This is a genomic window from Mycolicibacterium frederiksbergense (genome assembly GCF_012223425.1).
Taxonomy (GTDB): domain Bacteria; phylum Actinomycetota; class Actinomycetes; order Mycobacteriales; family Mycobacteriaceae; genus Mycobacterium; species Mycobacterium frederiksbergense.
On sequence record NZ_CP038799.1, the window covers coordinates 1450367 to 1475391 of the forward strand.

Consider the following 25025-nt stretch of genomic DNA (forward strand, 5'->3'; position numbering starts at 1 on the left):
GTCGTAGCCGCCCACTACGCTGACCTCGATGGCTCTGCACCTGCACCGCGCCGAGCGGACGGATCAGCTCGCCGACGGTCTGGGCGCCATGCTGGCCCAGCCACTGGCGGACCCGTTCGCCACCGAGCTGGTCCTGGTGCCCGCCAAGGGCGTCGAGCGCTGGCTCAGCCAACGACTGTCCAACCGTCTCGGCATCTGCGCCGGTGTGCAGTTCCGCAACCCACGGTCCTTGATCGCCGAATTGACCGGCACCACCGCCAGCGACCCGTGGGCCGCCGACGCCATGGTCTGGCCGCTGCTCGCCGTCATCGACGACAGCCTCGACGAGCCTTGGTGCGCGACACTTGCCACCCACCTCGGCCACTTCGCCGCCGGCGAAGAACGCGAGCTCCGACAGGGGCGCCGGTACGCCGTCGCGCGCCGGCTGGCCGGGCTGTTCGCCTCCTACGCACGGCAACGCCCGGCGTTGCTCACCGACTGGGACGGCCTGCCCGACGATCTATCCTGGCAACGGCCGTTGTGGGACAAGCTGATCCAGCACATCAACGCCCCTGCCCCGCACATCCGGCATGCCGAGACGCTGGCCCGGCTCCGCGACGCGCGCACCGACCTGCCGGAGCGGATCTCGCTGTTCGGGCACACCCGACTGCCGTCCACCGAGATCGAGCTGCTGGACGCCCTGGCCGCCCACCACGACCTGCACCTGTGGCTCCCGCACCCCAGTGACAACCTCTGGCGCGCACTGTCCGGAAGCCGCGGCCCCATCCCCCGCCGCGACGATGTCGGTCACCGCGACGTCGGACACCCACTGCTGGCCACCCTGGGCCGCGACCTGCGCGAGCTCCAGCGTGCGCTGCCCGAACCGACGACCGACGAATACCTCTCCCCCGCAACGTATCCCGACACGCTGCTGGGCTGGCTACAATCCGATATCGCCGCGGACGCGGTGCGCCCCGAGGGCCGGACCCACCGGGCAACCGACCGATCCGTCCAGGTGCACGCCTGCCACGGCCCGGCCCGCCAGATCGACGTCCTGCGCGAGGTGCTGCTGGGACTGCTCGCCGACGACCCCACCCTGGAACCGCGCGACATCCTGGTGATGTGCCCGGACATCGAAACCTACGCACCCCTGATCACGGCCGGGTTCGGGCTCGGCGAGGTGGTGCGCAACGCCCACCCGGCCCACCGGCTGCGCGTGCGGCTCGCCGATCGCGCTCTTGTGCAGACGAATCCGCTCCTGTCGGTGGCCGCACAGCTGCTCATCCTCGCGGGCGGCCGGGCCGGTGCCAGCGAGGTCCTCAACATCGCCGCGGCCACCCCGGTGCGGGCCCGGTTCGCGTTCACCGACGACGATCTGGACGCCATCACCGGGTGGGTGCGCGAGGCCAACATCCGGTGGGGCTTCGACCAGCCACACCGGGCACCCTACGGCGTCGAATTCCTACACAATACCTGGCGATTCGGCGTCGACCGAGTGCTTGCCGGGGTAGCCATGTCCGATGACTCGCGCGCCTGGCTGGGCACCACGCTGCCCCTCGATGATGTCAGCAGCAACCGGGTGGAACTGGCCGGCCGCTTCGCCGACTTCGTGCAGAAGCTCACCGACACCATCGGTGCCCTCAGCGGCACCCGCCCCCTCACCGACTGGCTGCAGGCACTGACCGACGGCATCGAGGCGCTGGCCTTCGACGACGAGGAATGGCCGGCCGCCCAGGTGCAGCGCGAGTTCGCCGACATCGCCGAGAGCTCAGGCGCCGGATCGATAGCATTGCGGCTCAGCGATATTCGTGCGCTACTGGACCGGCACCTGGCCGGGCGACCGACCCGCGCCAACTTCCGCACCGGCACCCTGACGGTGTGCACGATGGTCCCGATGCGCTCGGTGCCGCACCGGGTGGTGTGCCTGGTCGGCCTGGACGACGGGGTGTTCCCGCGCCTCGGCGCCGTCGACGGTGACGATGCGCTGGCCCGCGACCCGATGACCGGTGAGCGCGATATCCGCTCCGAGGACCGCCAGCTGCTGCTCGACGCGATCGGTGCGGCCACCCAGACCCTGGTGATCACCTACACCGGCGCCAACGAGTACACCGGGCAACCGCGGCCCCCCGCGGTGCCGATCGCCGAACTGCTGGACACGCTGAAAGCCACCGCCGGCGGTCCCGTCGACGACCTACTGACACGGCATCCGTTGCAGCCCTTCGATGTCCAGAATGTGCAACCGGGCCGGCTGATCCCGGATTCGCCGTTCACCTTCGACCCGACCGTCCTCGACACCGCCCGCGCGATGGCGGGCACCCGGGCCCCGCAACCGGCCTTCGTGTCCGGGCCGCTGCCGGCGCCGCCGACCGGTGATGTGTCGCTGGCCGACCTGATCGCCTTCTTCAAGAATCCGGTCAAGGGCTTCTTCCGGGCACTGGACTACACCCTGCCGTGGGAAGTGGACGGGTTATCCGATGTGATGCCCGTCGAGATCGACGCGCTGCAGGAGTGGACCGTCGGCAACCGGATGCTCAACGACATCATGCGCGGGATGACCCCGCAGGACGCCCAGCAGGCCGAGTGGCGGCGCGGCACGTTGCCGCCGGGCAGGCTCGGCTGGCGGCGCGCCGTCGAACTGCGCGACCAGGCAGCCCTGCTGGCGGCCGAGGCCCTGCGCTACCGACGGGCCGACGGCCAGGCGTTCGACGTGGACATCGAACTGGGTTCGGGGCGGCGGCTGACCGGGACGGTGAACTCCGTCTTCGCCGATCGTCTGGTCCCCGTTCCGACCTATTCCAAGCTCGGCGGGCAGCACCTGCTGGCATCGTGGATTCCGCTGCTGGCGTTGACTGCTCAACGCGGCCAGCGGTGGTCGGCGGTGTGCATCGGCCGGCCGCCGCGTGGCACCACGCCCCGCGTGCAGGGCCTCGACGGCCCGAACGACGCCGTCGGCCTGTTGCGTGATCTGGTGGCGATGTACGACGAGGGCAGGCGCCGCCCGCTGCCGCTGCCGATCAAGACCTCCTTCGCGTGGGCCGGTGCCCGCGACGCCGGCGATGACCCCGCGCAGGCGGCGAACTACCGCTGGCGCAACGAGCGCGACGACCCGGCCATCGAGCGGGTGTGGGGCCGCGACCCCGATCTGGCTGACCTGGTGGGCATGGACGACTACGCGCAGCGGCTGTGGCTGCCGCTGCTGCACGCCGAGGCCACCGCGTGAGCGGGGACGTGCGCACCTTCGACCTGACCGGTCCGCTGCCCGCACCGGCGTCGACGACGGTGCTGGAGGCCAGCGCCGGCACCGGCAAGACCTTCGCGCTGGCCGGGCTGGTGACCCGGATGGTCGCCGAAGACCGGGCCACGCTCGACGAGATGCTGCTCATCACCTTCGGCAGGGCCGCCAGCCAGGAGCTGCGAGAGCGGGTGCGCGGCCAGATCGTCGGCGCGCTGGCCGCTTTCGCGGACCCGTCGGCGGCGGACACCGACCTGCTGCGACATCTGATCGCCGCGGACCACGAGGCGCGGCAGCAGCGGCTGCGCGACGCGCTGGCCGGATTCGATGCCGCCACCATCGCGACCACGCATCAGTTCTGCCATATCGTGCTGAAATCCCTCGGCGTGGCCGGCGACAGCGACAGCGGCGTCACCCTGGTGGAAAGCCTCGACGAGCTGGTGTCCGAGATCGTCGACGACCTGTACCTGGCCCGGTTCGGCAATGACGCCGACGCCCCCCGGCTGAGCTACCGCGACGCTCAGAAGCTCGCAGCCCAGGTGGTGCGCAACCCGGCGACAGAGCTGCGGCCGCTGGATCCCGAGCCGGACTCGCTCACCGCGGAATGCCTGAGCTTCGCGCGGGATGTGCTGGACGAGTTGGAGATCCGTAAACGCCGCCGCGGCGTGTTGGGCTATGACGATCTGCTGACCCGGCTGGCCGACGCGCTGGCCGATCCCGGTTCGGCGGCCCGGGTCCGGATGCCGCAGCGTTGGCCGGTGGTGATGGTCGACGAGTTCCAGGACACCGATCCCGTGCAGTGGCAGGTCATCGAGCGGGCCTTCGCCGGCCAGTCGACGCTGATCCTGATCGGCGACCCAAAGCAGGCCATCTACGCCTTCCGCGGCGGCGATATCGACACCTACCTGCGGGCCGCGGAGACCGCCGGGGACAAGCAGACCCTCGGCATCAACTGGCGCAGCGACGCCGCCCTGGTGAACCGACTGCAGGTGGTGCTGGGCGGCGCGCAGCTCGGAGGGCCCGGAATCGTCGTGCACGATGTCACCGCACATCATCAGGGCCACCGGCTCGCCGGCGCGCCGCGCAACGATCCGTTCCGGTTGCGGGTGGTGACCCGCGGGGGCAAGGGCACCCGCACCATCGGCATCGACCGCCTGCGCGAGCACATCGGCCGCGACCTGGCCGCCGATATCGGCGCGCTGCTGGCCGGTGGCGCCACATTCGCCGGACGGCCGCTGGAGGCCCGCGATATCGCCGTCATCGTGGAAACGCACAAGGATGCCCGGGCCTGCGACCGCGCACTCGCCGAGGCCGGTATCCCCGCGGTGTACACCGGGGACTCCAATGTGTTCGCCTCGACGGCCGCGCAGGACTGGTTGTGCCTGCTGGAGGCGTTCGAGCAGCCGCACCGCCCCGGCCTGGTCCGGGCGGCGGCGTCGACGGTGTTCTTCCGGGAGACCGCGGAAAGCCTTGCCGCCGGCGGTGACTCACTGACCGACCGGATCGCCGAGGAGCTGCGCAGCTGGGCCGGACATGCCCGGGAACGCGGGGTGGCCGCCGTGCTGGAGGCCGCGCAACTGGCCGGCATGGGCAAGCAGGTGCTGTCCTGGCAGGGCGGCGAGCGGCTGATGACCGACCTGGCACATGTCACCCAGCTGCTGCAGAACACCGCGCACCGTGCGGGTTTCGGGCTGCCCGCGCTGCGGGACTGGCTGCGCACCCAGACGACCGAGGAGACCGGCTCGGCTGAACGCAACCGGCGCCTCGACAGCGACGCCGCCGCGGTACAGATCATGACGGTCTGGGTATCCAAGGGGCTGCAGTACCCGATCGTGTACCTGCCGTTCGCGTTCAATCGGTATTCACCGGACCCGAATCCGGTGCTGTACCACGAGGACGGAGCCCGCTGCCTGTATGTCGGCGAACCCGATCCGGTGGTGCTGCGGACCGGCAAGGCCGAGGCCGCGGCCAATGACAGCCGGCTGACCTATGTGGCGATGACGCGCGCCTGCTCGCAGGTGGTTGCGTGGTGGGCGCCGTCCTGGGACGAGCCCAACGGGGGGCTGTCGCGGCTGATGCGGGGCCGCGCGCCCGGCGAGGCCGAGGTGCCCGCGGTGTGCAGCCCCGCCAAGATCTCGGACCTGGACGCGCTGGCCCGGCTGCGCGCGTGGGAGCAGGCCGGCGGCCCGGTGCTGGAGGAATCACTGATCGAGCCGGTCACCCCGGCGCCGGCGCCACCCGCGCCCACCGCGTTGGCGGTGCGGCATTTCCACCGCGCCATCGACACGTCGTGGCGGCGCACCTCCTACTCCGGTCTGCTGCGGGCGGCCGAGGAGTCCCCGGTGTCCAGCGAGCCGGAGGTGGCCGAACTCGACGACGAGGTGGCCGACATCCCCTTGGTGGCACCGGCTTCCGGCGCGGATGTGCCCTCGCCGATGGCGGATCTGCCCTCCGGTGCGGCTTTCGGGTCACTGGTGCACGCGGTGCTGGAGACCGCCGATCCGTTCGCCGGCGATCTGACCGCCGAACTGACCGAGCACGTGCGCCGCCACGCTGCCCGCTGGCCGGTGACGGTGACCGCCGAGGATCTGGCGGCCGCAATGGTCCCGATGCACGACACCGATCTGGGCCCGCTGGCGCCCGGGGTCACCCTGCGCCAGATCGGGTTGTCGGACCGGTTGCGGGAGTTGGATTTCGAGTTCCCGCTGGCCGGCGGCGATACCGCGGCCGGGACGTTCGCGCGGCTATCGGACGTGGGTGCGCTGCTGGCCGAGCATCTGAGCACCGACGACCCGTTGGCCTCCTACGCGGGCCGGTTGTCTGCGGGCGCGCTGGGCCGGCAACCGCTGCGGGGTTATCTGTCCGGTTCGGTGGACGCGGTGCTGCGTATCGGTGATGGGCTTGACGCGAAATTTGTGATCGTGGACTACAAGACCAACTGGCTGGGCGTCGCCGATGCGCCACTGACCGCCGCCGACTACGGCCGCGAACGCATGGTCGAGGCCATGCTGCACTCGGACTATCCGCTGCAGGCGCTGCTGTACAGCGTGGTGCTGCACCGCTATCTGTCGTGGCGGTTGCCGGGCTATGACCCGCAGCGCCATCTCGGCGGGGTGATGTATCTGTTCGTGCGCGGCATGTGCGGCGCGCTGACCCCGGTGCAGGACGGCCACCCCGCCGGCGTGTTCAGTTGGGACCCGCCGGCCGCGCTGACCATCGCACTCGCCGACCTGCTGGGGCGCACATGATCATCGACGATTTCGCACCCGCCGATATCCAGGTGGCACAACGGCTGACGGCGCTGGGCGGGGAAACCTCCGAGGACGTGGCGCTGGCCGTGCGCCTGGTGGTGCGGGCGCTGCGCGGCGGATCGGTGTGCGTGGATCTGCGGGCGGCCGCACCGGAGGTGGGACTGCAGGCCGACCAGTGGCTGGCGGCGGTGGCGGCGAGCCCGCTGGCCCAGACCCCGCCGGTGCTGCGACTGTTCGGCGATCTGCTCTACCTGGACCGGTACTGGCTGGAGGAGCAGCAGGTGTGCACAGACGTGCTGGCCCTGGTAGGCACCGTCCCGCCCGGGCGAGCTCCGGATGTGCTGCGGCTGTTCGACGACGACTACGCCGAGCAGCGGGCCGCGGCCAATATGGCGCTTTCCCAAGGGCTTACCGTGCTGACCGGCGGCCCCGGCACCGGGAAGACGACGACGGTGGCGCGGCTGCTGGCCCTGCTGGCCGAGCAGGCGGCCCTGGAGGGCAGGCCGTCTCCACGGATCGCGCTGACCGCGCCCACCGGCAAGGCTGCGGCCCGGTTGCAAGAGGCCGTGCAGGCCGCCGTCGACGAGCTCGATGCGGCGGACCGGTCACGGCTCACCGGGTTGCAGGCCACCACGTTGCACCGGCTGCTCGGGTCGAGACCGGACACCTCGTCGCGGTTCCGGCATCACCGCGGCAACCGGTTGCCCCACGATGTGATCGTCGTGGACGAGACCTCGATGGTGTCGTTGACCATGATGGCCCGGTTGTTGGAGGCCGTGCGCCCGGATACCCGGCTGCTGCTGGTGGGCGATCCGGATCAGTTGGCGTCGGTGGAAGCCGGTGCAGTACTTGCGGATCTGGTGCAGGGACTGGGTGCGGCGCGGGTAGCGTCGCTGACGACCTCGCATCGGTTCGGCGCCGATATCGGCGACCTGGCCGCCGCGGTGCGCGACGGCGATGCCGACACCGCGTTGCAGGTGCTGCGGGCCGGCGGCGCGCATATCGAGTGGCTGCCCTCGGCGCAGTCGCTGCGCGATGTGCTGCTGCCACAGGCACTTCGGTTGCGGGAGGCGTGTGTGCTCGGCGATACCGCCACGGCGCTGCGGACGCTGGAGGAACACCGGCTGCTGTGTGCGCACCGGCGCGAGGTGGCGCACTGGAACCGTCAGGTGGAGCGGTGGCTGACCGAGGCGACCGGCGAACCGCTGTGGTCGACGTGGTATGCCGGGCGCCCGATCCTGGTGACCGCCAACGACTATGGGCTCAAACTGTACAACGGCGACACCGGGGTGACGGTGGCAGCACCGGACGGGTTGCGGGTGGCGGTCGGAGGCCCCTCGTTCGGAACACTGACGTTCGCCCCGGGCCGGCTGGCGGAGGTGGACACCATGCACGCGATGACGATCCACAAATCCCAAGGCAGCCAGTCCGCCGAGGTGACGGTGCTGTTGCCGCCGGAAGACTCCCAGCTGCTGACCAGGGAGCTGTTCTACACCGCGGTGACGCGGGCGCAGAGCCGGGTGCGGGTGGTGGGATCGGAAGCCGAGGTGCGCGCGGCCATCGACCGGCAGGCGGTGCGCGCTACCGGACTCGGGCGGCGGCTGAAGGTCTAGCTAAACCGTCTTGGCGGCGAACGCCGCGCTGGAGATGATGCCGATCGCCAAGGCGATCGTGCCGTATCCGAGGATCGCGGCGGCCACGACGGCGGCGATGGAGCCGGCGCCCAGCAAGACCATCACTATGCCCAGAAGTACACCGCTCATGATCGCGCCCTTTCGTATGACTGCCGTCACAATGTAGCGCATACCGTGCGGTGAATCACACTCAACCCGGCGACGATTTGGGCACGATCACTTACGCGCATTTGTACAGCACACAGCCGGGTTTGCCGGGTCTGGAGCAGATATTTTGTTAGCTTGGCATAGTACCGATCTCTAGCTGGCTCAGTTAGGTGAGCTATCGATTCTGCCGCCGTTGCCGCCGCGGCATGGGCAGCGCTGCAACGATTCAGGTGGCCGCTTTCGAAGCTTGGCTGCGGCACGTATGACGGGACTAGAGTCGCCTCGATGATCAGACGATTCCAAGAATTGGGCTGGCAAGACACCCCGATGGGTGAGCTCAGTTTGCGCCGCCGCTTTGATCTATCCGTACGCACCGACGTGTACGAGATCAAACTCGACGACGAGTACGTGATGACGAGCCTGTTCACCGTTGCGGAGCGCGAACTTGCCACACTTGGATTGGCGCGCACGCCGGGAACCGACCTGGACGTGGTCATTGGCGGACTGGGCCTGGGGTACACCGCGCAAGAAGCACTGACATGCGATCGACTTCGATCACTGACGGTCATCGAATACGCCGCTGCAGTCATCGATTGGCACCAGCGAGGCCTTCTTCCGGACACTGCGGGTTTGGCCGCCGACAGCAGGGTCACCCTCGCGTGCTCGGACTTCTTCGCGGATGCCGCGAGCGCCGCGGGATTCGAGCCCAGCAAGCCCGGCCGGACGTATGACGCGATACTGCTCGACATCGACCACTCGCCCCGCCACGTACTGAACGCCCCTCACGGCCACTTTTACACCCGCGACGGTATCCATTCCGCCGCAACCCATCTCACCCCTGGCGGCACCTTTGCCATGTGGTCCGACGACGCGCCGGACGATGACTTCAGCACAGTCCTCGAATCCGTCTTCACCGACGTCGAAGCCCGCCGGGTCTGGTTCGACAATCCGCTGACCCGCGGCCGGTCCAGCGCCACCATCTATCTCGCAACCAATCCGTAGCGGCAACGCGGGCGTGCGACCTAGCCGCTCTGCTCGGGCCTACTCCCGCTCAGCGGCCAGCAACCCGATCAATTCCTCGGCGTAGGCGAGCTGCTTGCGCAGCTTCACAGCGCTTTCCTGAGCCTTCAATCGGGATTCCTGCAGATATCGCGCCGCGTCTGCTCGTTGCTTCTGCGTGCCGCCGCCCCCGTTGAGGACACGCAGTGAGTCCAACAGATCTTTCATGTCAACGAGCGTGAACCCCAGTGGCTTCATCCGCCGGATCACCAACAGCCGCTCGACATCGGCCTCGGTGTAGAGCCGGAACCCTCCGGTCGAGCGTGCGGACGGAGTGACCAGTCCGACCTCGTCGTAGTGGCGCACGGTGGCGATGGACAATTCGGTGCGGGCAGCGACCTGCCCGATCTGCATGTGCGCGTCGTCGCTCAATGTCCCGCACCCAGAGATCCGGACAGCCTGTCGTGCCGGTCCGCGGAATCGGTGTTCAGGCCGACGATTTCGACGTTCTTGCCTCTGGCGTGGTACTTGGTCGTCACCGCATCCAGCGCGGCGACCGTGGAGGCGTCCCAGATATGCGAGGCGGACATGTCGATCACGATGTTCACCGGATCCTCGGTGTAATTGAACTGGTACACGAGGTCATTGCTGGAGGCGAAGAACAGCTCACCGGTCACGCGGTACACGACCGTGTCGGTGGTGCCGTCATGGTCGTCATCGGTTTCCTCGATCTTCTCGACGGTGACCAGGTGGGCCACCCGACGGGCGAAGAGCACCATCGCGGTCAACGAACCGACGATGACGCCGTAGGCCAAGTTGTGCGTGGCCACGGTGACCACAACGGTGGCCAGCATGACCAGCGTCTCGCTACGCGGCATGCGCCGCAACGTCTTCGGCGAGATGCTGTGCCAGTCCATCGTGCCGACCGAGACCATGATCATCACCGCCACCAGAGCCGCCATCGGGATGAGCGCGACGATATCGCCCAGCCCCACCACCAGACCCAGCAGGAACAACCCGGCCAAAAATGTCGAGATCCTGGTGCGCGCACCGGAGACCTTGACGTTGATCATGGTCTGGCCGATCATCGCGCAGCCGCCCATACCGCCGAAGAATCCGGTGACGACGTTGGCGACACCCTGGCCCCAGCCCTCACGGGTTTTGTTGCTGTGGGTGTCGGTGATGTCGTCCACCAGCTTCGCCGTCATCAGCGATTCGAGCAGGCCGACCAACGCCATGGCCAGTGCGTACGGCGCGATGATCGAGAGGGTCTCCCACGTGAACGGTACGTCGGGGAAGAACAGGGACGGCAGACTCGAGGGCAGTTCACCCTCGTCACCGACGTTGGGGATCTGGATGTGGAACACGATGGCGGCCGCGGTCAGCAGCACGATGGCGACCAGGGGCGCGGGAATGATGGTGGTCAGCTTCGGCAGGAACACCATGATCAGCAGGCCGATGGCCACGAACGGGTAGACCAGCGCCGGTACGCCCAGCAGGTGCGGCAGTTGCGAGGTGAAGATCAGGATCGCCAGCGCATTGACGAAGCCCACCATCACGCTGCGCGGGATGAACCGCATCAGCCGAGCCACCCCCAGCACGCTGAGCAGTATCTGCAGGACGCCCGCGAGGAGCACTGCCGCCACGAAGTAGTCCAGCCCGTACTGGCGGGCGAGCGGCGCAATGACCAGGGCTATCGCGCCGGTTGCCGCCGAGATCATGGCCGGGCGGCCACCGACGATCGCGATCGTGACCGCCATCGTGAACGAGGCGAACAACCCGACCCTGGGGTCGACTCCGGCGATGATCGAAAAGGAGATGGCCTCGGGGATCAGGGCCAGTGCCACCACGAGGCCGGCCAGCACTTCGGTCTTGAGGCGTTTGGGGGACCGCAGCGCTGCCATCACCGACGTGCTGGGGTCACCATCGACCTCCCGCACGATTGACGAAGACGAAGTCGGTTGAGAAGACACAGTTTTCCGTTCGAAGTCTCGGCACCGCGGTACCAGGCGATCATCAGGCGCGGCCGTCGCGTCGGTGCGAGAGCCGTGGACCCTGCAACCGATACGGTGCGAGTCACTCCGGCTTCAGCCGGACATGACCCTACTCTCACCCAAGGTTAGAGTGCGAATCACGTGGCGTACATCTCGCCGATTGCGCCGGCGCAGGTGTGTCGGCGACGCACCGGAAGCCGATGTGGGTGGTCGAACTGTCCTGTGATTGCGAGGACCTGGCCGCCGGCCGGTAGCGGTGGCAGTACTCGGGCGCGCACAGGTGTGAGCCGCCCTTGAGCACCTGATTGACCGACGGGTCACCGCCGGGGGCCGGGCAGCACCCGGACACCTCGGGGTGGGCGCGGTGCCGCGGGGCGTAGCGGGTGGCCGTCCACTCCCACACGTTGCCGATCATGTCGAGCAGCCCGAATCCGTTGGCGGGAAAGGTACCGACCGGCGAGGTGCCGGCCCAGCCGAGGGCGCCGTCGTTGCGGTGGGGGAACGCGCCCTGCCAGGTGTTGGCCATCAGCGCGCCGCCGGGACGGACGTCTTCGCCCCACGCGTAGGCCGATGTCGCACCCGCGCGGGCGGCGTACTCCCACTGCTCCTCGGTCGGCAGTCGCCGGCCCGCCCACGCCGCGTAGGCGGCCGCGTCGGGATAGGCAACCTGCACCACCGGGTGATCGGGCCGGTCCTCGAACGTCGAGCCCGGGCCCTTCGGGTGTTTCCAGGACGCCCCGGGCACCCAGGTCCACCACTGCCGCCAGTCCCGCAGGTCGACGGGACCGGCGGTGGGCTGGAAGACCAGCGAACCTGGTACCAGCTCGTCGGCGGGAACACCGGGAAAGGCCGCCGGATCGAGTTGCTGCTCGGCGACGGTGACATGGCCGGTGGCGGCCACGAACTCGGCGAACTGGGCGTTGGTCACCGGGTGCCGCTCGATCGCGAACGGTGCGACGGTGACGTCGTGCACCGGCGCTTCCTCGGGGTAGAAGTCCGGCGATCCCATGCGGTAGGTGCCGCCGGGGAGCGCGGCGAGTTCGGTGAGCATGCCGACAGACTATGCAGAGACCGCGATCGGGGCCGCTACGAGGAAGCCAGCACCGCCAGCAGATCGGGTAGCGGCACGGTGGCGATGCCGATCTGGGCATCGCCGATCCCGTACGGCAGCACCAGGGTGTCGGCGTGCACCAGCCCACCGCAGGAGTAGACGACATTGGGCACATAGCCGTCCTGCTCGTCCGCCGCGGGCGACAGCAGCGGCCGGCGCAACCGGCCGATGATCCGGGTGGGGTCATCCAGGTCGAGCAGGATCGCCCCGATCCGGTAGGTCCGCATCGGACCCACCCCGTGGGTGAGGACCAGCCAGCCCGCCTCGGTCTCCATCGGCGGACCGCAATTGCCCAGCTGCAACGTCTCCCATGCCAACAACGGGCGCTGGCACGGCAGCGTCGTCTCCCACACCGAGAGGTCATCGGTGAAGGCGATGGTGTTCGATTCGCGGTCCGAGCGCGACAGGGCGGCGAAGCGCCCGCCGATCCGGCGGGGGAACAATGCCAGACCCTTGTTCGCCGCGGCGTCGCCCACCAGCGGCGCGGAGGCGAACGATCGAAAATCGTTGGTGGTCAACATCTGCTGACTGATATGCGAGCCGTTGTAGGCCGTGTAGGTGGCGCGGTAGATCACCGATCCGTCGTCCTCGACGAACCGCACCAGCCGCGCATCCTCCATACCGACGGCCTCGGCGGCCATCGCCGGCCAGAGCACCCGCTCGGACAGCTCGGTGTCGGTGGGGAATTCGACGGTGTAGGTGCGGTCCGCGATCTCCCGGATCAGTTCGATCGTCTCGGGCACGTGCATCCAGGTGGCGCGGTGCCGGTACAGCCGTTCGAGTCGCTCATCGAGATCGGCTCGGGTGAACCGCTCGCCGAGCCCGGCGAGGACGTACTCGGTCGCCTCGGCGGCATGCACACCGAACAGCTCGTGCCGGAAGATCTTTGCGTCCAGGAGCGTCGACGCGACCGTGCCTTCGGTGGCGAACGGTGCCGGCTCATCGATGAGGGCGCTGCCCGCGGCGTCGACGGTTCCGGTGCGGAAACCGATGGACGACCGGTGCCCCTCCCCGATCCCCCGCACGCTCATCACGAATCGCAGGCTGCCGTCGGATAGACCGCTCTGATCGGGATGCGCGACGATGCTCGGGTTGCACAGCGCGGCCCCCTCGATCGCCACCTCGCTGGTGAACGTCGCTCCCAGCAACAGCATGCGGTCCGCCGACAGACCGATACCGGGGTCCAGTCGATCGGTGAGCTCACGCGCATGCTTGCCGAAGGTCACCACCAGATCGCGGTGTCGCCCACCGAATCTGGTCAGCACATCGTCCATCGAGGCTCTCACCTCGTCCTCGCTCAAGGCCAGTACCCGCCGTAGCGCCGCGCCGGCACGGGACTCCTGGTCCTCGAAACCTTCCTGCCCGGGCACGAACAGTTTGGTGATGACGCGGGACCTGTCGGCCACCAGCCGCTGCGGGCTCCGGGTGATCAACTCATCCCGCACCGCCGTCACTGAGGCACGCCGACGAATCGCCGAGCCTGCTGGAAGGTCGACAACAGTGCCAGTGTCGACTCCGCGCCCTGGTTGAGGTTCACGCCGTCTGCGTGCAGACCGTCGAATCCACCGCCGGTCTCGGTGTTCCACATGACGGCCCCGGCATCGTTGTCCCCCTGGAACCAGGCCGCCGCCGCCCGCACCGTGTCGGGCCAGATGGCCGCGGCATCCACCGATGCGGCGCGCGCGCAGGCATCCGCCAACGAGGACACCTCGATGGGTTGTTGGTCGAACCCCGGCCGCGGTTCACCGGCGGCCCAGCCGCCGACCGGGGTCGGCGACAGGTGCCCCCCGGATGTCTCCTGCTCGATCAGCCAGCCCAGCAGTTCCAGCCCGCGTTGGCACAGCGCCTCGTCGTCGAGCGCGGCACCGGCGGCGATCATCGCCTCGGCGAGTACCGCGTTGGCGTAGCTCAGGCGCGGCTCCGGCCACGGCCAGCCGGTATCGCCGCCCGCCTCGGCGAGACCGTCCGCGTAGTCACCGATCAGCTTGCGCGCGGCGGCATTTCCGGGTTCGACGCTCAGCAGCTCAGCCGCACCGATGGCCGCAAAGGCCATGGCCCGCGGCCACGTGGAACGGCCGTGCGCGGCCCGCTCGAACTGGATCACCGCCAGCCTGCGGATCAACCCGTTGTCACTGTGCGCGGCGGCGGAGCCCAGACCCCACAGGCAGCGGCCCCAGCAGTCGTCGAACGCGTGCGTGTCGGTCCAGCGCCCGGTGTGGTCCATGCGGTTTCGGCAGCCGCCGAGATAGGCCTGCGCCTCGTCGAGGAACCGCACCGCGACCTTCGCCAGTCCGCGCACGGCATCGCCGGCATCGGGTTCGCGGGTGGTCACCACCAGCACCCTGGCCATGTCGTCGGTGCAGTAGCCGTGCTCGCGCCGGGGCTGCGCACCGCAGGCGTGCTCGAAGGTGCCGCGGTGGTCCGAGAGCGCGAGCAGGTGGTCGAACGTGGGTTCTAGAACGACCACGTGCGCTCCCGCGGCGTCGAGATGCTCTGCGCCACAGCCTGATAGGACCTGGCGACCAGGGACCACGCCATGGTGGGCGCGAGCCGACGCGCCTCGGCGGCCATGCCACCGGCCAGCCGGGGGTCCGACAGCACGGATCGCAGCGCCGCGGTCATCGCGTCGGGATCATCGTGGGCGACGATCAGTCCGGCGCCGCTGCCGAGCAGTTCGACCGCGTGCGGGAAGGCGGTCGCGACCACCGGACGTCCACTGGCGATCGCGTCCACCAGCACCCCGGAGGTGACCTGCTCGGTGGAGTCATACGGCAGCACCACCACGGCCGAGGTCTGCGCCAGCGCCGACAACGCCGCCGTGCTGCGGTAGGTGGCGTCGAAGAACACCGAGCCCGCCACCCCGAGGCGCTGCGCCTGTTCGACGCGTGCCTCCCGGTAGGCGTCGCCCTCGTGTGCCAGCACCTTGGGATGGGTCCGGCCGGCGATCAGGTAGCGCGGGTTGCCCCGCAACGTCTGCAGCGACGGCATCGCGTCGATGACCCGCTCGATGCCCTTTCCGGGCCCCAGCAACCCCCAGGTCAACAGGGTCGGCCGGCCGGCCCGCTTGCTGGCGGCGACGGTCGGGGCCGTCGATCCGTGCGGGATCGTGGAGATCTTGCGTCGTTCGACGTCGAACCCGGCCCGCAGCAGCGCACCGGCCGAGTCGGACATCACGACCACGTGGTGGGCCAGCCGCATCACCGATTCGAGCACCGAGCGCTGATGCGGGGTCGGGCTCCTGGGCACGGTGTGCAGTACCACGATGGACGGAACATTCAGCCCGCCAAGGATATCCACCACTTCGTCGCCGTCGGCTCCGCCGTAGATGCCGAACTCGTGCTGGATGACGGCGACATCACTGTCGTTGAGCAGGTCCGCACAGGCGGCCACCGATGCCGGGGACCCGTTGATGAGTTCGCCGACGACGCGACCACTGGGGCTGGGCGGTCCGTCGGCCACCCGCACCACGTTGACGCGCGAGCCGTTGGCGGACAGCCCGTCGGCCAGTGCCGCGCTGAAATTGGCGATGCCGCACGGTGTCGGCGGATAGGTGCTGAGCAGGCCGACAGACGGGGTGCGGCCGCGCGGGCGCTCCAGCACCGAGGTGCCGGAGGAATGAAAAGTGGGCGCGCTGGTAACTGCGGTCAAGGGTGATCCAAACAGACGGATGTCACCTGAGTGTCCGGCGCAAGCTGACGCTCGGCGAGTTCAACGGCGGACGGCTGACTCATCCCGGACTGGCTGGGTTCCCAACTTCCCCCACGTTACACCCCGTGACCTGTGCCTGGGGAATCGGCTGCGGCGGGCAGGAGCGCAGCGACCCGGGAATCAACCCCGCCGGGCACGTGCCCGGCGGACGGCCTCGTCGACGACGCGTTCGGCCACCGCGGCCAACTTGCGGTGCTCGGCCTGACTCATCGCCCGCAACTGGTCGAACGACTCGGCGGCGCTGCGGCCGGTGCGCGATCGAATGATGCCGATCGCCTGGTCGATGACCGGCCTCGTCACCAATGCCGCCTGCAACTGATCGGTCAGCGCCAACGCGTCGGCGAGGATGCGCGCGTTGTGCACCGCGACCGCCGCCGGCTTGGCGAACAGTTCCCCGAACCGCGCGGCATGCTCGTCGAAACTGTCCTTGCCGTAGGCGTAGGCCGTGATCGCGCCGACCACCCGCCCGGAGACGTTCAGCGGTAACGCCAGCGTGCTGTGGACCCCCAGGCGCCCCGCCCGCGGGCCGAACCGCGGCCACGACTGGTCACCACCGAGCGACCCCGACCACACGGTGCGTCCTAGTTCCACGGCCGTGACGCCCGGGCCCTCCTGCAACGTCCGGTACTGGATCTCTTCGAGCTCGGTGACGAACGGCGCACTGGCCGCCAACGCCACCGCTGTCCCGTCACCGGGCGCACCGTGCATCAGCGTCACCCCGACGCCGTCGGCGCCCGGTATCGCACGGACCGCGGACGCGGCCACCTCGGCGAGCACCTGCGCCAGTCCGAGGCTGTCGGCCACCAGACCGGCCAGCCGGGTCAGCCCGGCCTGCAGGTCGGCGGCGGCAGAGGCGCTGTCATCCGGTGCCGGGAACTCCGCCCTCGTCGACATCTACACCCGTGACGGGTCGGGGCGGTCGGGTAGCGCGAGACGGAAGTTGGTCCGCACCGTCTGCAGGTACTGCCGGGGCAGCGACCCGGTGATATAGGCAATGTCGTACTTCTCGCACAGTTCTCGCACCCGCAGGCTGATCTCGGCGTAGCGGTTGCTGGGCAGGTCGGGAAAGAGGTGATGTTCGATCTGGTAGCAGAGGTTTCCGCTCGAAATGGCCAGCACCGGACCGGCTTTGAAGTTCGCCGCGCCCAGCATCTGGCGCAGATACCATTCAGCCCTGGTCTCATCCTGCAGGGACTCCGGGGTGAATTGCTGAACGCCGTCGGGGAAATGCCCGCAGAAGATCACCACGTAGGTCCACAGGTTGCGCAGCAGGTTGGCCGCGGTGTTGGCGGCCAGCGTCCGCCGCCACCGGCGCAGGCTGAGCGCAGGCCAGATGACGTAGTCCTTTGCCACCTGACGAGCCATCTTGGCCAGCATTGTCCGTTTCACCGTACGTTTGGCATCCTCGGTGTCGGCGCGCTCCATATCGGAGTGATAGCCGTGACGTGCGATGCCCCATTCGAAGATGACGGCGAGCAGCAGGTTGCGCAGGGGCTGAAACAGATGCTCGCGTTTCCATGGTTGATCGGGGGTCACCCGCAGCACCCCGAACCCGAGATCATCGTCGACCCCGAGCACGTTGCTGAACACGTGATGCCGGTAGTTGTGCGAGTAACGCCACTGCGACGAGGCACCCGCCATATCCCATTCCCAGCTGGTCGAGTGGATCTCGGGATCGTTCATCCAGTCCCACTGGCCATGGCTGATGTTGTGGCCGAGCTCCATGTTCTCAATGGATTTCGCGTAGGCCAGCGCGGACGTGCCGAGCAGCCACCCGGCCCTGGAGCGGGTTCCGGCGATCGTCAGTCTGGCCGCCAGGTCCAGGGTCCGCTGGAAGACGATGGTCCGCCGAATGTAGGACGCGTCCTTGGCACCCAGGGATTCCTCCACATCGCTGCGGATGCGGTCCAGCTCGGCACCGAACGCCTCGACGTCGGCGCTACTCATGTTCGCGTACGCCGCGATATCGCTGATTGCCACCTGAGTTCCTCGTCCGATTGTGTGCGGCGGCGAGGGTCCGGACCACCTGCGATGTGCCTCCAAGCCTAGGCCCCGACCGGGATCTGCGCCAAGTCGGTAGACCGATAAGCAAGACTGGAGTCATGACAGAAACCGCCGCCACCCGCGTCGCGGTCTACCTCGACTTCGACAACATCGTGATATCGAGATACGACCAGGTCAACGGCCGAAACTCGTTTCAGCGGGACAAGGCCAAGGGCCTGGAAACCGAGAAGCTGACCCGCGCCACCGTCGACGTCGGCGCCATCCTGGACTTCACGTCCTCGTTCGGCACACTCGTCCTCACCCGGGCGTACGCCGACTGGTCGGCCGACGTCAACGCCGGGTACCGCCAGCAGGTGGTGGGCCGCGCGGTGGACCTGGTGCAGCTGTTCCCCGCCGCCGCGTACGGCAAGAACGGCGCCGATATCCGGCTTGCCGTCGACGCCGTCGAGGACATGTTCCGGCTGCCCGACCTGACCCACGTCGTGATCGTGGCCGGCGACTCCGACTACATCGCCTTGGCGCAGCGCTGCAAACGGCTGGGCCGCTACGTGGTGGGTATCGGCGTCGCCGGCTCCTCCAGTCGCGCCCTTGCCGCCGCCTGTGATGAGTTCGTCGTCTACGACGCGCTGCCCGGTGTGCCGGTGTTCGAGCCCGAGCCGGTCACCGAGCCGCAGAAGAACACCCGGCGCAAGAAGACCGAACCCGAGGAGCCCGACCCGCAGACCGCGGCGACCGCACTGCTGACCCGCGCGCTGCAGATCGGGCTGGAGAAAGATGATGTCGACTGGCTGCACAACTCGGCGCTGAAGGCTCAGATGAAGAGGATGGATCCGTCGTTCAGCGAAAAGTCGCTGGGATTCCGGTCTTTCAGTGATTTCCTGCGCTCACGCACCGATGTCGTCGAGCTCGACGAGAGTTCCACGACCCGGATGGTGCGGCTGCGCAGCGCGGACTGAGACACGAAAAACCTAAATTCACAAGAAAATTCGCGCAGTCCCATCCGTGCCGCGCGGGTGTATGGTCGAAGAACAGGGACCATCTCAGGCCCCCTCATCGAAGGGGCCACTATGGCCGACAAGTCTCCGCGTCAAAGCATGACGAAGAAATCCGGTAAGTCTCTCAAGGAGAAACGCGCGGACAAGCGCGGAGATTCGTCCACCAACACGACCGACAACGTCTTCAACAACAAGAAGCGCTGAGCCCTATCGCGTCGCCCCATTGATCTGTGGCGCCGTGATGATCCCGCGTTCCACACCCCACATGGTCGCGATGGTCTTGTACTCCCCCGTCTCGATCAGGTGCTCGAGCGCCCGCAACAACGGCCGCGCCAGCGGTGAGCCCTTGGCGACCGGCCAGCCGTACGGCGCCGAGTCGAACACCCCACCGGCCGGCACCAGCGCCCCGCCGCTGAGCTTGATCGCGAACCCGGTGACCGGTGAGTCCGCGGACATGGCATCGATCTCCCCGGCGATCAACGCGGCAGTCACATCGTCTTGCCGGGCGAAGACCACCTTCTCGATCGGCGCCAGCCCGGCCGCCACGCACGCGTCACTCTTGGCCGGGATCTCCACCGTTTCCTGAAGCACGCTGTGCGCCACGCCAATCCGCAGCCCACACGCCGCCGCCGGGTCGATCGAGGAGTCGCGCTGCTGGGCCCAGAGCGTGCCCGCCTCGAAGTAGGTGACGAAGTCGACCAGCTTCTGGCGATCGAGGGTGTCGGTGAACGACGACATCCCGACATCCAGTGAACCGTCCTGCACCGCGGGAATGATGGCGTCGAACTCGCTCTCGCGGTACTCCGTGGCCAGCCCCAACGTCCGCGCGACCGCATTCATCAGGTCCACATCGAAGCCCACGATCTCGCCCTCGGAGTTGGTGAACTCGTTGGGGGCGTACGGGACGTTGACCCCGATCGTCAGCGTGCCGTCCGCGCGGATGTCTGCGGGCACGCCGGCCGCGATGGCCGGTACCGCACCCTCGGGGAAATCCTGTGCCGACCGCACATCCCACCACTTCCACGCACCGACCGCGCCGGCCCCGACGAGCACCAACACCCCGGTGATCACCAGCGCGCGCTGCGGCAGCCGGCGTCCCCCACCGGAGCGCGCCGCCGTGTGCCGCCCCGAACCGGTGACCCGCACCGGCGCCGACAATGCCCGCCTGGCCGCGGCCGCCAGCTCCGCACCGGTCTGGTAGCGCTTCTCCGGTTTCTTGGCCATACCCTTCGCGATGACCTCATCGAAGGCGCCCAGGCGCGCATTGGATTCCGACGGCTTGGGCGCCGGCGACACCATGTGCCCGGCGATCTGCTGCTCCAGGCTGTCCGCGGGGTAGGGCCGCGCGCCGGTCAGGCATTCGTAGAGCACGCACGTCAGCGCATAGGTGTCGGCCCGGGCGTCGGCGAACCCGCCGTCGAAACGCTCCGGCGCCATATAGGCCAAGGTGCCCAGTGTGCTGCCCGCGGTGGTCATCCCGGACTCACCCGCGGTACGGGCCAAGCCGAAGTCGATCAGGTAGGCGAAGTTCGACCGGGTCAGCAGGATGTTGGACGGTTTCACGTCGCGGTGGATCAGCCCCAGCTGATGCGCCGCATCCAGGGCCGAGGCCACCTGCTCGATGATCTGCACCGCGAGCGCAGGAGCGACCGGCCGGTCGGTCTCGGAGAGCAGCGCGCCCAGGGTGCGGCCCTCGATGAGGCGCATGTCCAGGTACAGCCGGCCGTCGATCTCGCCGTAACCGTGGATGGGCACCACATGCGGGTCGTTGACGCCGGCGGCCGCCTGGGATTCCCGGCGGAACCGTTGCTGGAACACGGAGTCCTGGGCGAGCTGGGGCGGCAGCACCTTGAGGGCGACGACGCGGTCGGTCTTGGTGTCGTAGGCCCGGTAAACCTCGCCCATACCGCCCCGGCCGATCAGCTCCTGGAGCCGATAGTGACCGAAAGGTGTCGCGTCCACCGGTTTTCCTCTCGGCGCGGGCCCCCAGGCGGCGATATGTCGATCGAAGTTACATCACAGTTGGCAAAAATGTCATGACGGGACAGCTAGGCGGGCGGCAGCTGACGTGGGGAATCGTCCGCGGCGCGCTCGCCGATCTGTCGCTGCTCGTCGGATCCGTCGAGCACAACACCGCGGCGCGACTCGATCCGCGGCCGGGACAGATCCACCCATTCGCGTTCCGTCGTCACCTGCTGGGGGTGCTCGCCACCCTCGGATTCCACCGTGACCCGGTGCGTGCGACGCATCGTGAAGTGGAATTCCTCGGTCTCCTCGAACACCTGCCGGATCGGCTTGGTGGCGGTATCGATCGCTCCCGCGACGATCGGCGGCACGAAGGGCCGGATGAACCGGACGGCGGCCCTGGTCACGTCGGGGATGAGCGGCACCCCGCCGCCCCGGTGCGGCTCCAGTTCCTTGGACGCTTCGGAGTCCCTGCCGGCGGCGACGGGCAGCGCCGGTGGCGCCGGCTCGGTGGCCTCCGCCGGTGCGAGCGCCTCGGCGACCCGGCGGCGCTGCCGCTCGGCGTCGATCGCGTTCTGCGCCTCGATCGCCATCCGCGCGCTGGCCAGCTCCTGCTCGGCCCACAGCTGATCGACCTGTGCGCGCACCTCGGCCCGCTTCACCGCGATCGCGGTGTCGGCCGCGGACTCGGCCTCCAGGGTGGTGGCGCCCTGCCACCGCTTCATCAGCAGCGGCAGGATGGTCAACAGCACGAAGAACGCGGCGATCAGGGCCCGCAGCACCAGCGGACCCGGATGGCCCAGCGTGTACGCATTCATCCCCTGCCAGCGGGCGCCCAGACCGCCGGTCAGTGCCGCGTCGCGGGCCTGCGCCAGCGCCTGCTCCCGGACCGCCATCTCGGCGTCCAGGCCGGCGGCTCGGCTGTCGCGTTCGGCGATCGCGGTGTCCAGGGCACGGTCTGCCGCACCGAGGAAGTCGTCGGCGGTCCGCGCCCCAGGCCCGGTACCGGGTAGCCCGGTGATCCGGCTCTGCGGGCAGTCCGCCGCCGGGTTCACCTCGCAGCGCGCCACCACCAGCGCGTCATCGCGGCGCTGCTCGGCCCGCGCGACGGCGTCATCCAATCCGGCACGCGCCTGGCGGGCCTGCTGCAGCGAGGCCGCAGCCAGCTCGGTGCGCGGGGAGGCCTGACTGGCCAGCTCCGCGTCGATGGACCCGCTGAAGACCACGACGGCGGCCAGCTCACCGAGCACCAACCCGACCGCGACCCCCACGGCCAGCCGGGCCGGCAACGCCGAGCGGCCGACGGACACCGCGCGTCCGACCACACCGGCCAACACCCCGACGACGATGCCGCCCGCGATCACGGCCGCCGTCGGCCATGTCGTCGAGGCGGCCAGCGCCAGCGCGAAAACCACCGCGGCCACCGCCGCGAGCAGGACTTCTACGATTCGATCGGCACGCATTGAGGCTCCAAAGTGTGGGGTGCTGTGCGGTGCGCCATGCGGAATCCCTCACGCCGGCTGCGAATACCGGGATCATCTCACAGCCCCGAACGTTGCGCTTCGCGCGTATAAGGGCCCGGCATGGTTACGTTGGTCCCCGTGCGAGTCGACGGTCGTGACATCAGCGTCACCGGCAGCCTGCTGCAACCGCTCACCCGTCGCACCAACGAGATCCTGCGGGTGGTGCTGTCGGCCGCCTTCCTCGGCGTCGTCATCACCAGTTCACTGATCACCCGCAACGAGTGGGTGAGCCTGGAGCGGTCGGTGTCCGAGATCATCGGCGTGCTCACTCCGACCCAGTCCAACCTGGTGTATCTGGCCTACGGCGTGGCCATCCTGGCGCTGCCGTTCATCATCCTCGTCCAGCTGGTCGTCGGCAGGCACTGGACGCTGCTGGCCGCCTACGCCGCGGCCGGTGTGCTGGCCGTGCTCGCACTGTCCATCAGCGGCCGGGGTATCGCCGCGCCGCAATGGCATTTCGATCTGCGCGACCGCCTGGACACCCAGCTGTCCCAGTTCCTCGACGACCCCCGCTGGATCGCGCTGCTGGCCGCGGTGCTCACCGTGTCCGGGCCGTGGCTGTCGCGGCGGCTGCGCCGGTACTGGTGGGCGCTGCTGCTGGCCTTCGTGCCGATCCACCTGTTCGTCAGCGCCGTCGTCCCGGCCCGCTCACTGCTGGGCCTGGCCGTCGGGTGGTTCGTCGGCGCGCTGGTGGTGTGGGTGGTCGGCACGCCCGCCCTGGAAGTGCCGCTCGACGGTGCGGTGCGGGCCCTGACCCGGCGCGGTTTCGTGGTCTCGGCGCTGGCGGTCATCCGCCCGCCCGGGCCCGGCCCGTTGGTGCTCGCCGCGACCGGCCCGGACAGCACCGCCGTCGTCGAGTTGTACGGACCGAACCAGCGCAGCGGCGGCGCGCTGAGCCAGTTGTGGCGAAAGTTCCGGTTGCGTACCGATGAGACGGCCCCGCTGCAGGCCTCGATGCGCCGCGCCGTCGAGCACCGCGCGCTGATGGCCATCGCCATCGATGATCTGGGGCTGTCCAACATCTCGTCGGTGACGGTGAGCGCGCTGGACCGCGGCTGGACGCTCTACGCCCGCAAGCCCGCCCGCGGAACGCCGCTGAGCGCGCACGCGGCCGCGGTGGCCGATGTCTGGCAGGCGCTGCACACGCTGCACCAGAGCCAGATCTCGCACGGCGATCTGTGCTGCGGTAAGATCACCGTGCACGACGGGCAGGTCCAGTTCGGCGGATTCGACAACGCCGAATACGGCGCCACCGACGCCCAGCTGCAATCCGATATCGCCCAGCTGTTGGTGACCACCTCGGCGATGTACGACCCGGCCTCGGCGGTGTCCGCGGCGATCGACACCTTCGGCCGCGACACCGTGCTGACGGCGTCGCGACGGCTCACCAAAACCGCGGTGCCCGCAAGGATCCGCGAGTCGGTGACCGACGCCAAGGCCGTCATCTCCGCGGCCCGCGAACAGGTTCAGCACCAGACCGGCGCCGACAAGATCACCACCGAGACCATCACCCGGTTCACCCGGGTGCAGCTCATCCAGTTGGTGCTGTTGGTCGCGCTGGTCTACGTGGCCTATCCGTTCATCAGTACGGTGCCCGCCTTCTTCGACGAGCTGAGCAACGCCAACTGGTGGTGGGCGTTGCTCGGCCTGGCGGTCTCGGCGTTGCGCTACCTCGGTGCCGCCGGTGCGCTGTGGGCGTGCGCCGACGGCCTGGTGCGCTTCCGCCACCTGGCGATCATGCAGGTGGCCAACACTTTCGCCGCGACCACCACCCCGGCCGGGGTGGGCGGGCTCGCGCTGAGCACCCGGGTGCTGCAGAAGGGCGGGCTGAGCACCATGCGCGCCACCGCAGCCGTCACACTGCAGCAGAGCGTGCAGGTGCTGGTGCACGTGACGCTGCTCATCCTGTTCACCGCCGTCGCGGGTACCTCGGCGAATCTGCAGCATTTCGTGCCGAGCGCCACCGTGCTGTACCTGGTGGCCGGTGTCGCGCTCGGCCTGGTCGGTGCGTTCCTCGCGGTGCCCAAGCTGCGGCACTGGCTGTCCTCGGCGGTGCGCCCGCGGCTGCAGGAGGTCAAGTCCGACCTGTGGGAGCTGTCCCGCGAGCCCAAACGGCTGGCGCTGATCGTGCTGGGCGCCGCCGGAACGACTCTTGGCTCCGCACTCGCGCTGTGGGCGAGCATCGAGGCGTTCGGTGGGGACACCTCGTTCGTCACGGTGACGGTGGTGACGATGATCGGCGGCACCCTGGCCTCGGCAGCTCCCACCCCCGGCGGTGTCGGCGCGGTGGAGGCCGCGCTGATCGGTGGCCTCGCCGCGTTCGGTGTGCCCGCCGCGATCGCGGTGCCCTCGGTGCTGCTGTACCGGGTGCTGACCTGCTGGTTGCCGGTGTTCGTGGGCTGGCCGGTGATGCGCTGGCTGACCCGAAACGACATGATCTGACGTTTGCGGGCGCCGGCGTCTGGATACTGGAGGGTGACCCG

General features: G+C 69.0%; 17 protein-coding genes. 6 read left to right on the forward strand and 11 right to left on the reverse strand.

Translation table 11 applies throughout. The annotated features are described in order from the left end of the window. Positions 1 to 28: 28 nt before the first annotated feature. Genes recC through recD form a run of 3 tightly spaced genes read left to right on the forward strand, consistent with a single transcriptional unit; the run spans position 29 to position 8075 of the window. A complete protein-coding gene (gene recC / locus EXE63_RS09945) occupies positions 29 to 3199 on the forward strand; it encodes an exodeoxyribonuclease V subunit gamma (protein WP_168141808.1) in 3171 nt (1056 codons plus the stop codon). An 8-nt stretch (positions 3200 to 3207) separates the two neighbouring features. Continuing rightward, a complete protein-coding gene (gene recB / locus EXE63_RS09950) occupies positions 3208 to 6459 on the forward strand; it encodes an exodeoxyribonuclease V subunit beta (RefSeq protein ID WP_168145492.1) in 3252 nt (1083 codons plus the stop codon). Next, positions 6456 to 8075 (forward strand): exodeoxyribonuclease V subunit alpha, encoded by a 1620-nt coding sequence (gene recD, locus EXE63_RS09955; RefSeq protein ID WP_168141809.1) that lies wholly within the window; start codon positions 6456 to 6458, stop codon positions 8073 to 8075. Before recB ends, recD begins: the two co-directional genes overlap by 4 nt. On the opposite strand, the gene EXE63_RS09960 is transcribed toward recD, so the two are convergent. Continuing rightward, entirely contained in the window at positions 8076 to 8225 is a 150-nt protein-coding gene (locus tag EXE63_RS09960; RefSeq protein ID WP_168141810.1) for a hypothetical protein, read from the reverse strand. It lies immediately after the preceding gene. 429 nt (positions 8226 to 8654) lie between these two features. Between EXE63_RS09960 and EXE63_RS09965 the strand changes: the two genes are divergently transcribed. Then, positions 8655 to 9245 (forward strand): polyamine aminopropyltransferase, encoded by a 591-nt coding sequence (locus EXE63_RS09965; protein ID WP_234904432.1) that lies wholly within the window; start codon positions 8655 to 8657, stop codon positions 9243 to 9245. Between the two features lie 39 nt (positions 9246 to 9284). On the opposite strand, the gene EXE63_RS09970 is transcribed toward EXE63_RS09965, so the two are convergent. The 8 genes from EXE63_RS09970 to EXE63_RS10005 form a co-directional block, all read right to left on the reverse strand. Then, positions 9285 to 9656: a MerR family transcriptional regulator gene (locus EXE63_RS09970; protein WP_168145493.1), complete on the reverse strand. Its 372-nt coding sequence runs from the start codon at positions 9654 to 9656 to the stop codon at positions 9285 to 9287. A 14-nt stretch (positions 9657 to 9670) separates the two neighbouring features. Continuing rightward, positions 9671 to 11146: a SulP family inorganic anion transporter gene (locus EXE63_RS09975; protein ID WP_168145494.1), complete on the reverse strand. Its 1476-nt coding sequence runs from the start codon at positions 11144 to 11146 to the stop codon at positions 9671 to 9673. A gap of 205 nt (positions 11147 to 11351) precedes the next feature. Beyond that, positions 11352 to 12287 (reverse strand): formylglycine-generating enzyme family protein, encoded by a 936-nt coding sequence (locus EXE63_RS09980; protein ID WP_168141812.1) that lies wholly within the window; start codon positions 12285 to 12287, stop codon positions 11352 to 11354. A gap of 35 nt (positions 12288 to 12322) precedes the next feature. Then, positions 12323 to 13801 (reverse strand): glycoside hydrolase family 130 protein, encoded by a 1479-nt coding sequence (locus tag EXE63_RS09985; protein WP_168141813.1) that lies wholly within the window; start codon positions 13799 to 13801, stop codon positions 12323 to 12325. Next, positions 13798 to 14814, reverse strand: a complete 1017-nt coding sequence (locus EXE63_RS09990; RefSeq protein WP_168141814.1) for a glycosyltransferase — start codon at positions 14812 to 14814, stop codon at positions 13798 to 13800. The genes EXE63_RS09985 and EXE63_RS09990 overlap by 4 nt, the downstream gene beginning before the upstream one ends. Continuing rightward, a complete protein-coding gene (locus EXE63_RS09995) occupies positions 14802 to 15944 on the reverse strand; it encodes a glycosyltransferase (protein ID WP_168145495.1) in 1143 nt (380 codons plus the stop codon). Before EXE63_RS09995 ends, EXE63_RS09990 begins: the two co-directional genes overlap by 13 nt. A gap of 231 nt (positions 15945 to 16175) precedes the next feature. After that, positions 16176 to 16949 (reverse strand): GAF and ANTAR domain-containing protein, encoded by a 774-nt coding sequence (locus EXE63_RS10000; RefSeq protein ID WP_168141815.1) that lies wholly within the window; start codon positions 16947 to 16949, stop codon positions 16176 to 16178. Beyond that, entirely contained in the window at positions 16950 to 18035 is a 1086-nt protein-coding gene (locus tag EXE63_RS10005) for a fatty acid desaturase family protein (protein WP_168141816.1), read from the reverse strand. 122 nt (positions 18036 to 18157) lie between these two features. Between EXE63_RS10005 and EXE63_RS10010 the strand changes: the two genes are divergently transcribed. Continuing rightward, the gene (locus EXE63_RS10010) at positions 18158 to 19015 is read left to right on the forward strand and encodes an NYN domain-containing protein (RefSeq protein ID WP_149443988.1); all 858 of its coding nucleotides are present in this window, start codon (positions 18158 to 18160) and stop codon (positions 19013 to 19015) included. Between the two features lie 246 nt (positions 19016 to 19261). On the opposite strand, the gene stpK7 is transcribed toward EXE63_RS10010, so the two are convergent. Together stpK7 and EXE63_RS10020 are read right to left on the reverse strand one after the other, a co-directional pair. Continuing rightward, on the reverse strand, positions 19262 to 21016 hold the full coding sequence (gene stpK7 / locus EXE63_RS10015; RefSeq protein ID WP_168141817.1) for a serine/threonine protein kinase StpK7: 1755 nt from the start codon (positions 21014 to 21016) through the stop codon (positions 19262 to 19264). An 86-nt stretch (positions 21017 to 21102) separates the two neighbouring features. Beyond that, positions 21103 to 22482 (reverse strand): DUF4407 domain-containing protein, encoded by a 1380-nt coding sequence (locus tag EXE63_RS10020; RefSeq protein ID WP_168141818.1) that lies wholly within the window; start codon positions 22480 to 22482, stop codon positions 21103 to 21105. A gap of 138 nt (positions 22483 to 22620) precedes the next feature. Here EXE63_RS10020 and EXE63_RS10025 point away from each other — a divergent pair, with 138 nt between their 5' ends. Next, positions 22621 to 24984: a lysylphosphatidylglycerol synthase transmembrane domain-containing protein gene (locus EXE63_RS10025; RefSeq protein ID WP_168141819.1), complete on the forward strand. Its 2364-nt coding sequence runs from the start codon at positions 22621 to 22623 to the stop codon at positions 24982 to 24984. Positions 24985 to 25025 lie beyond the last annotated feature (41 nt).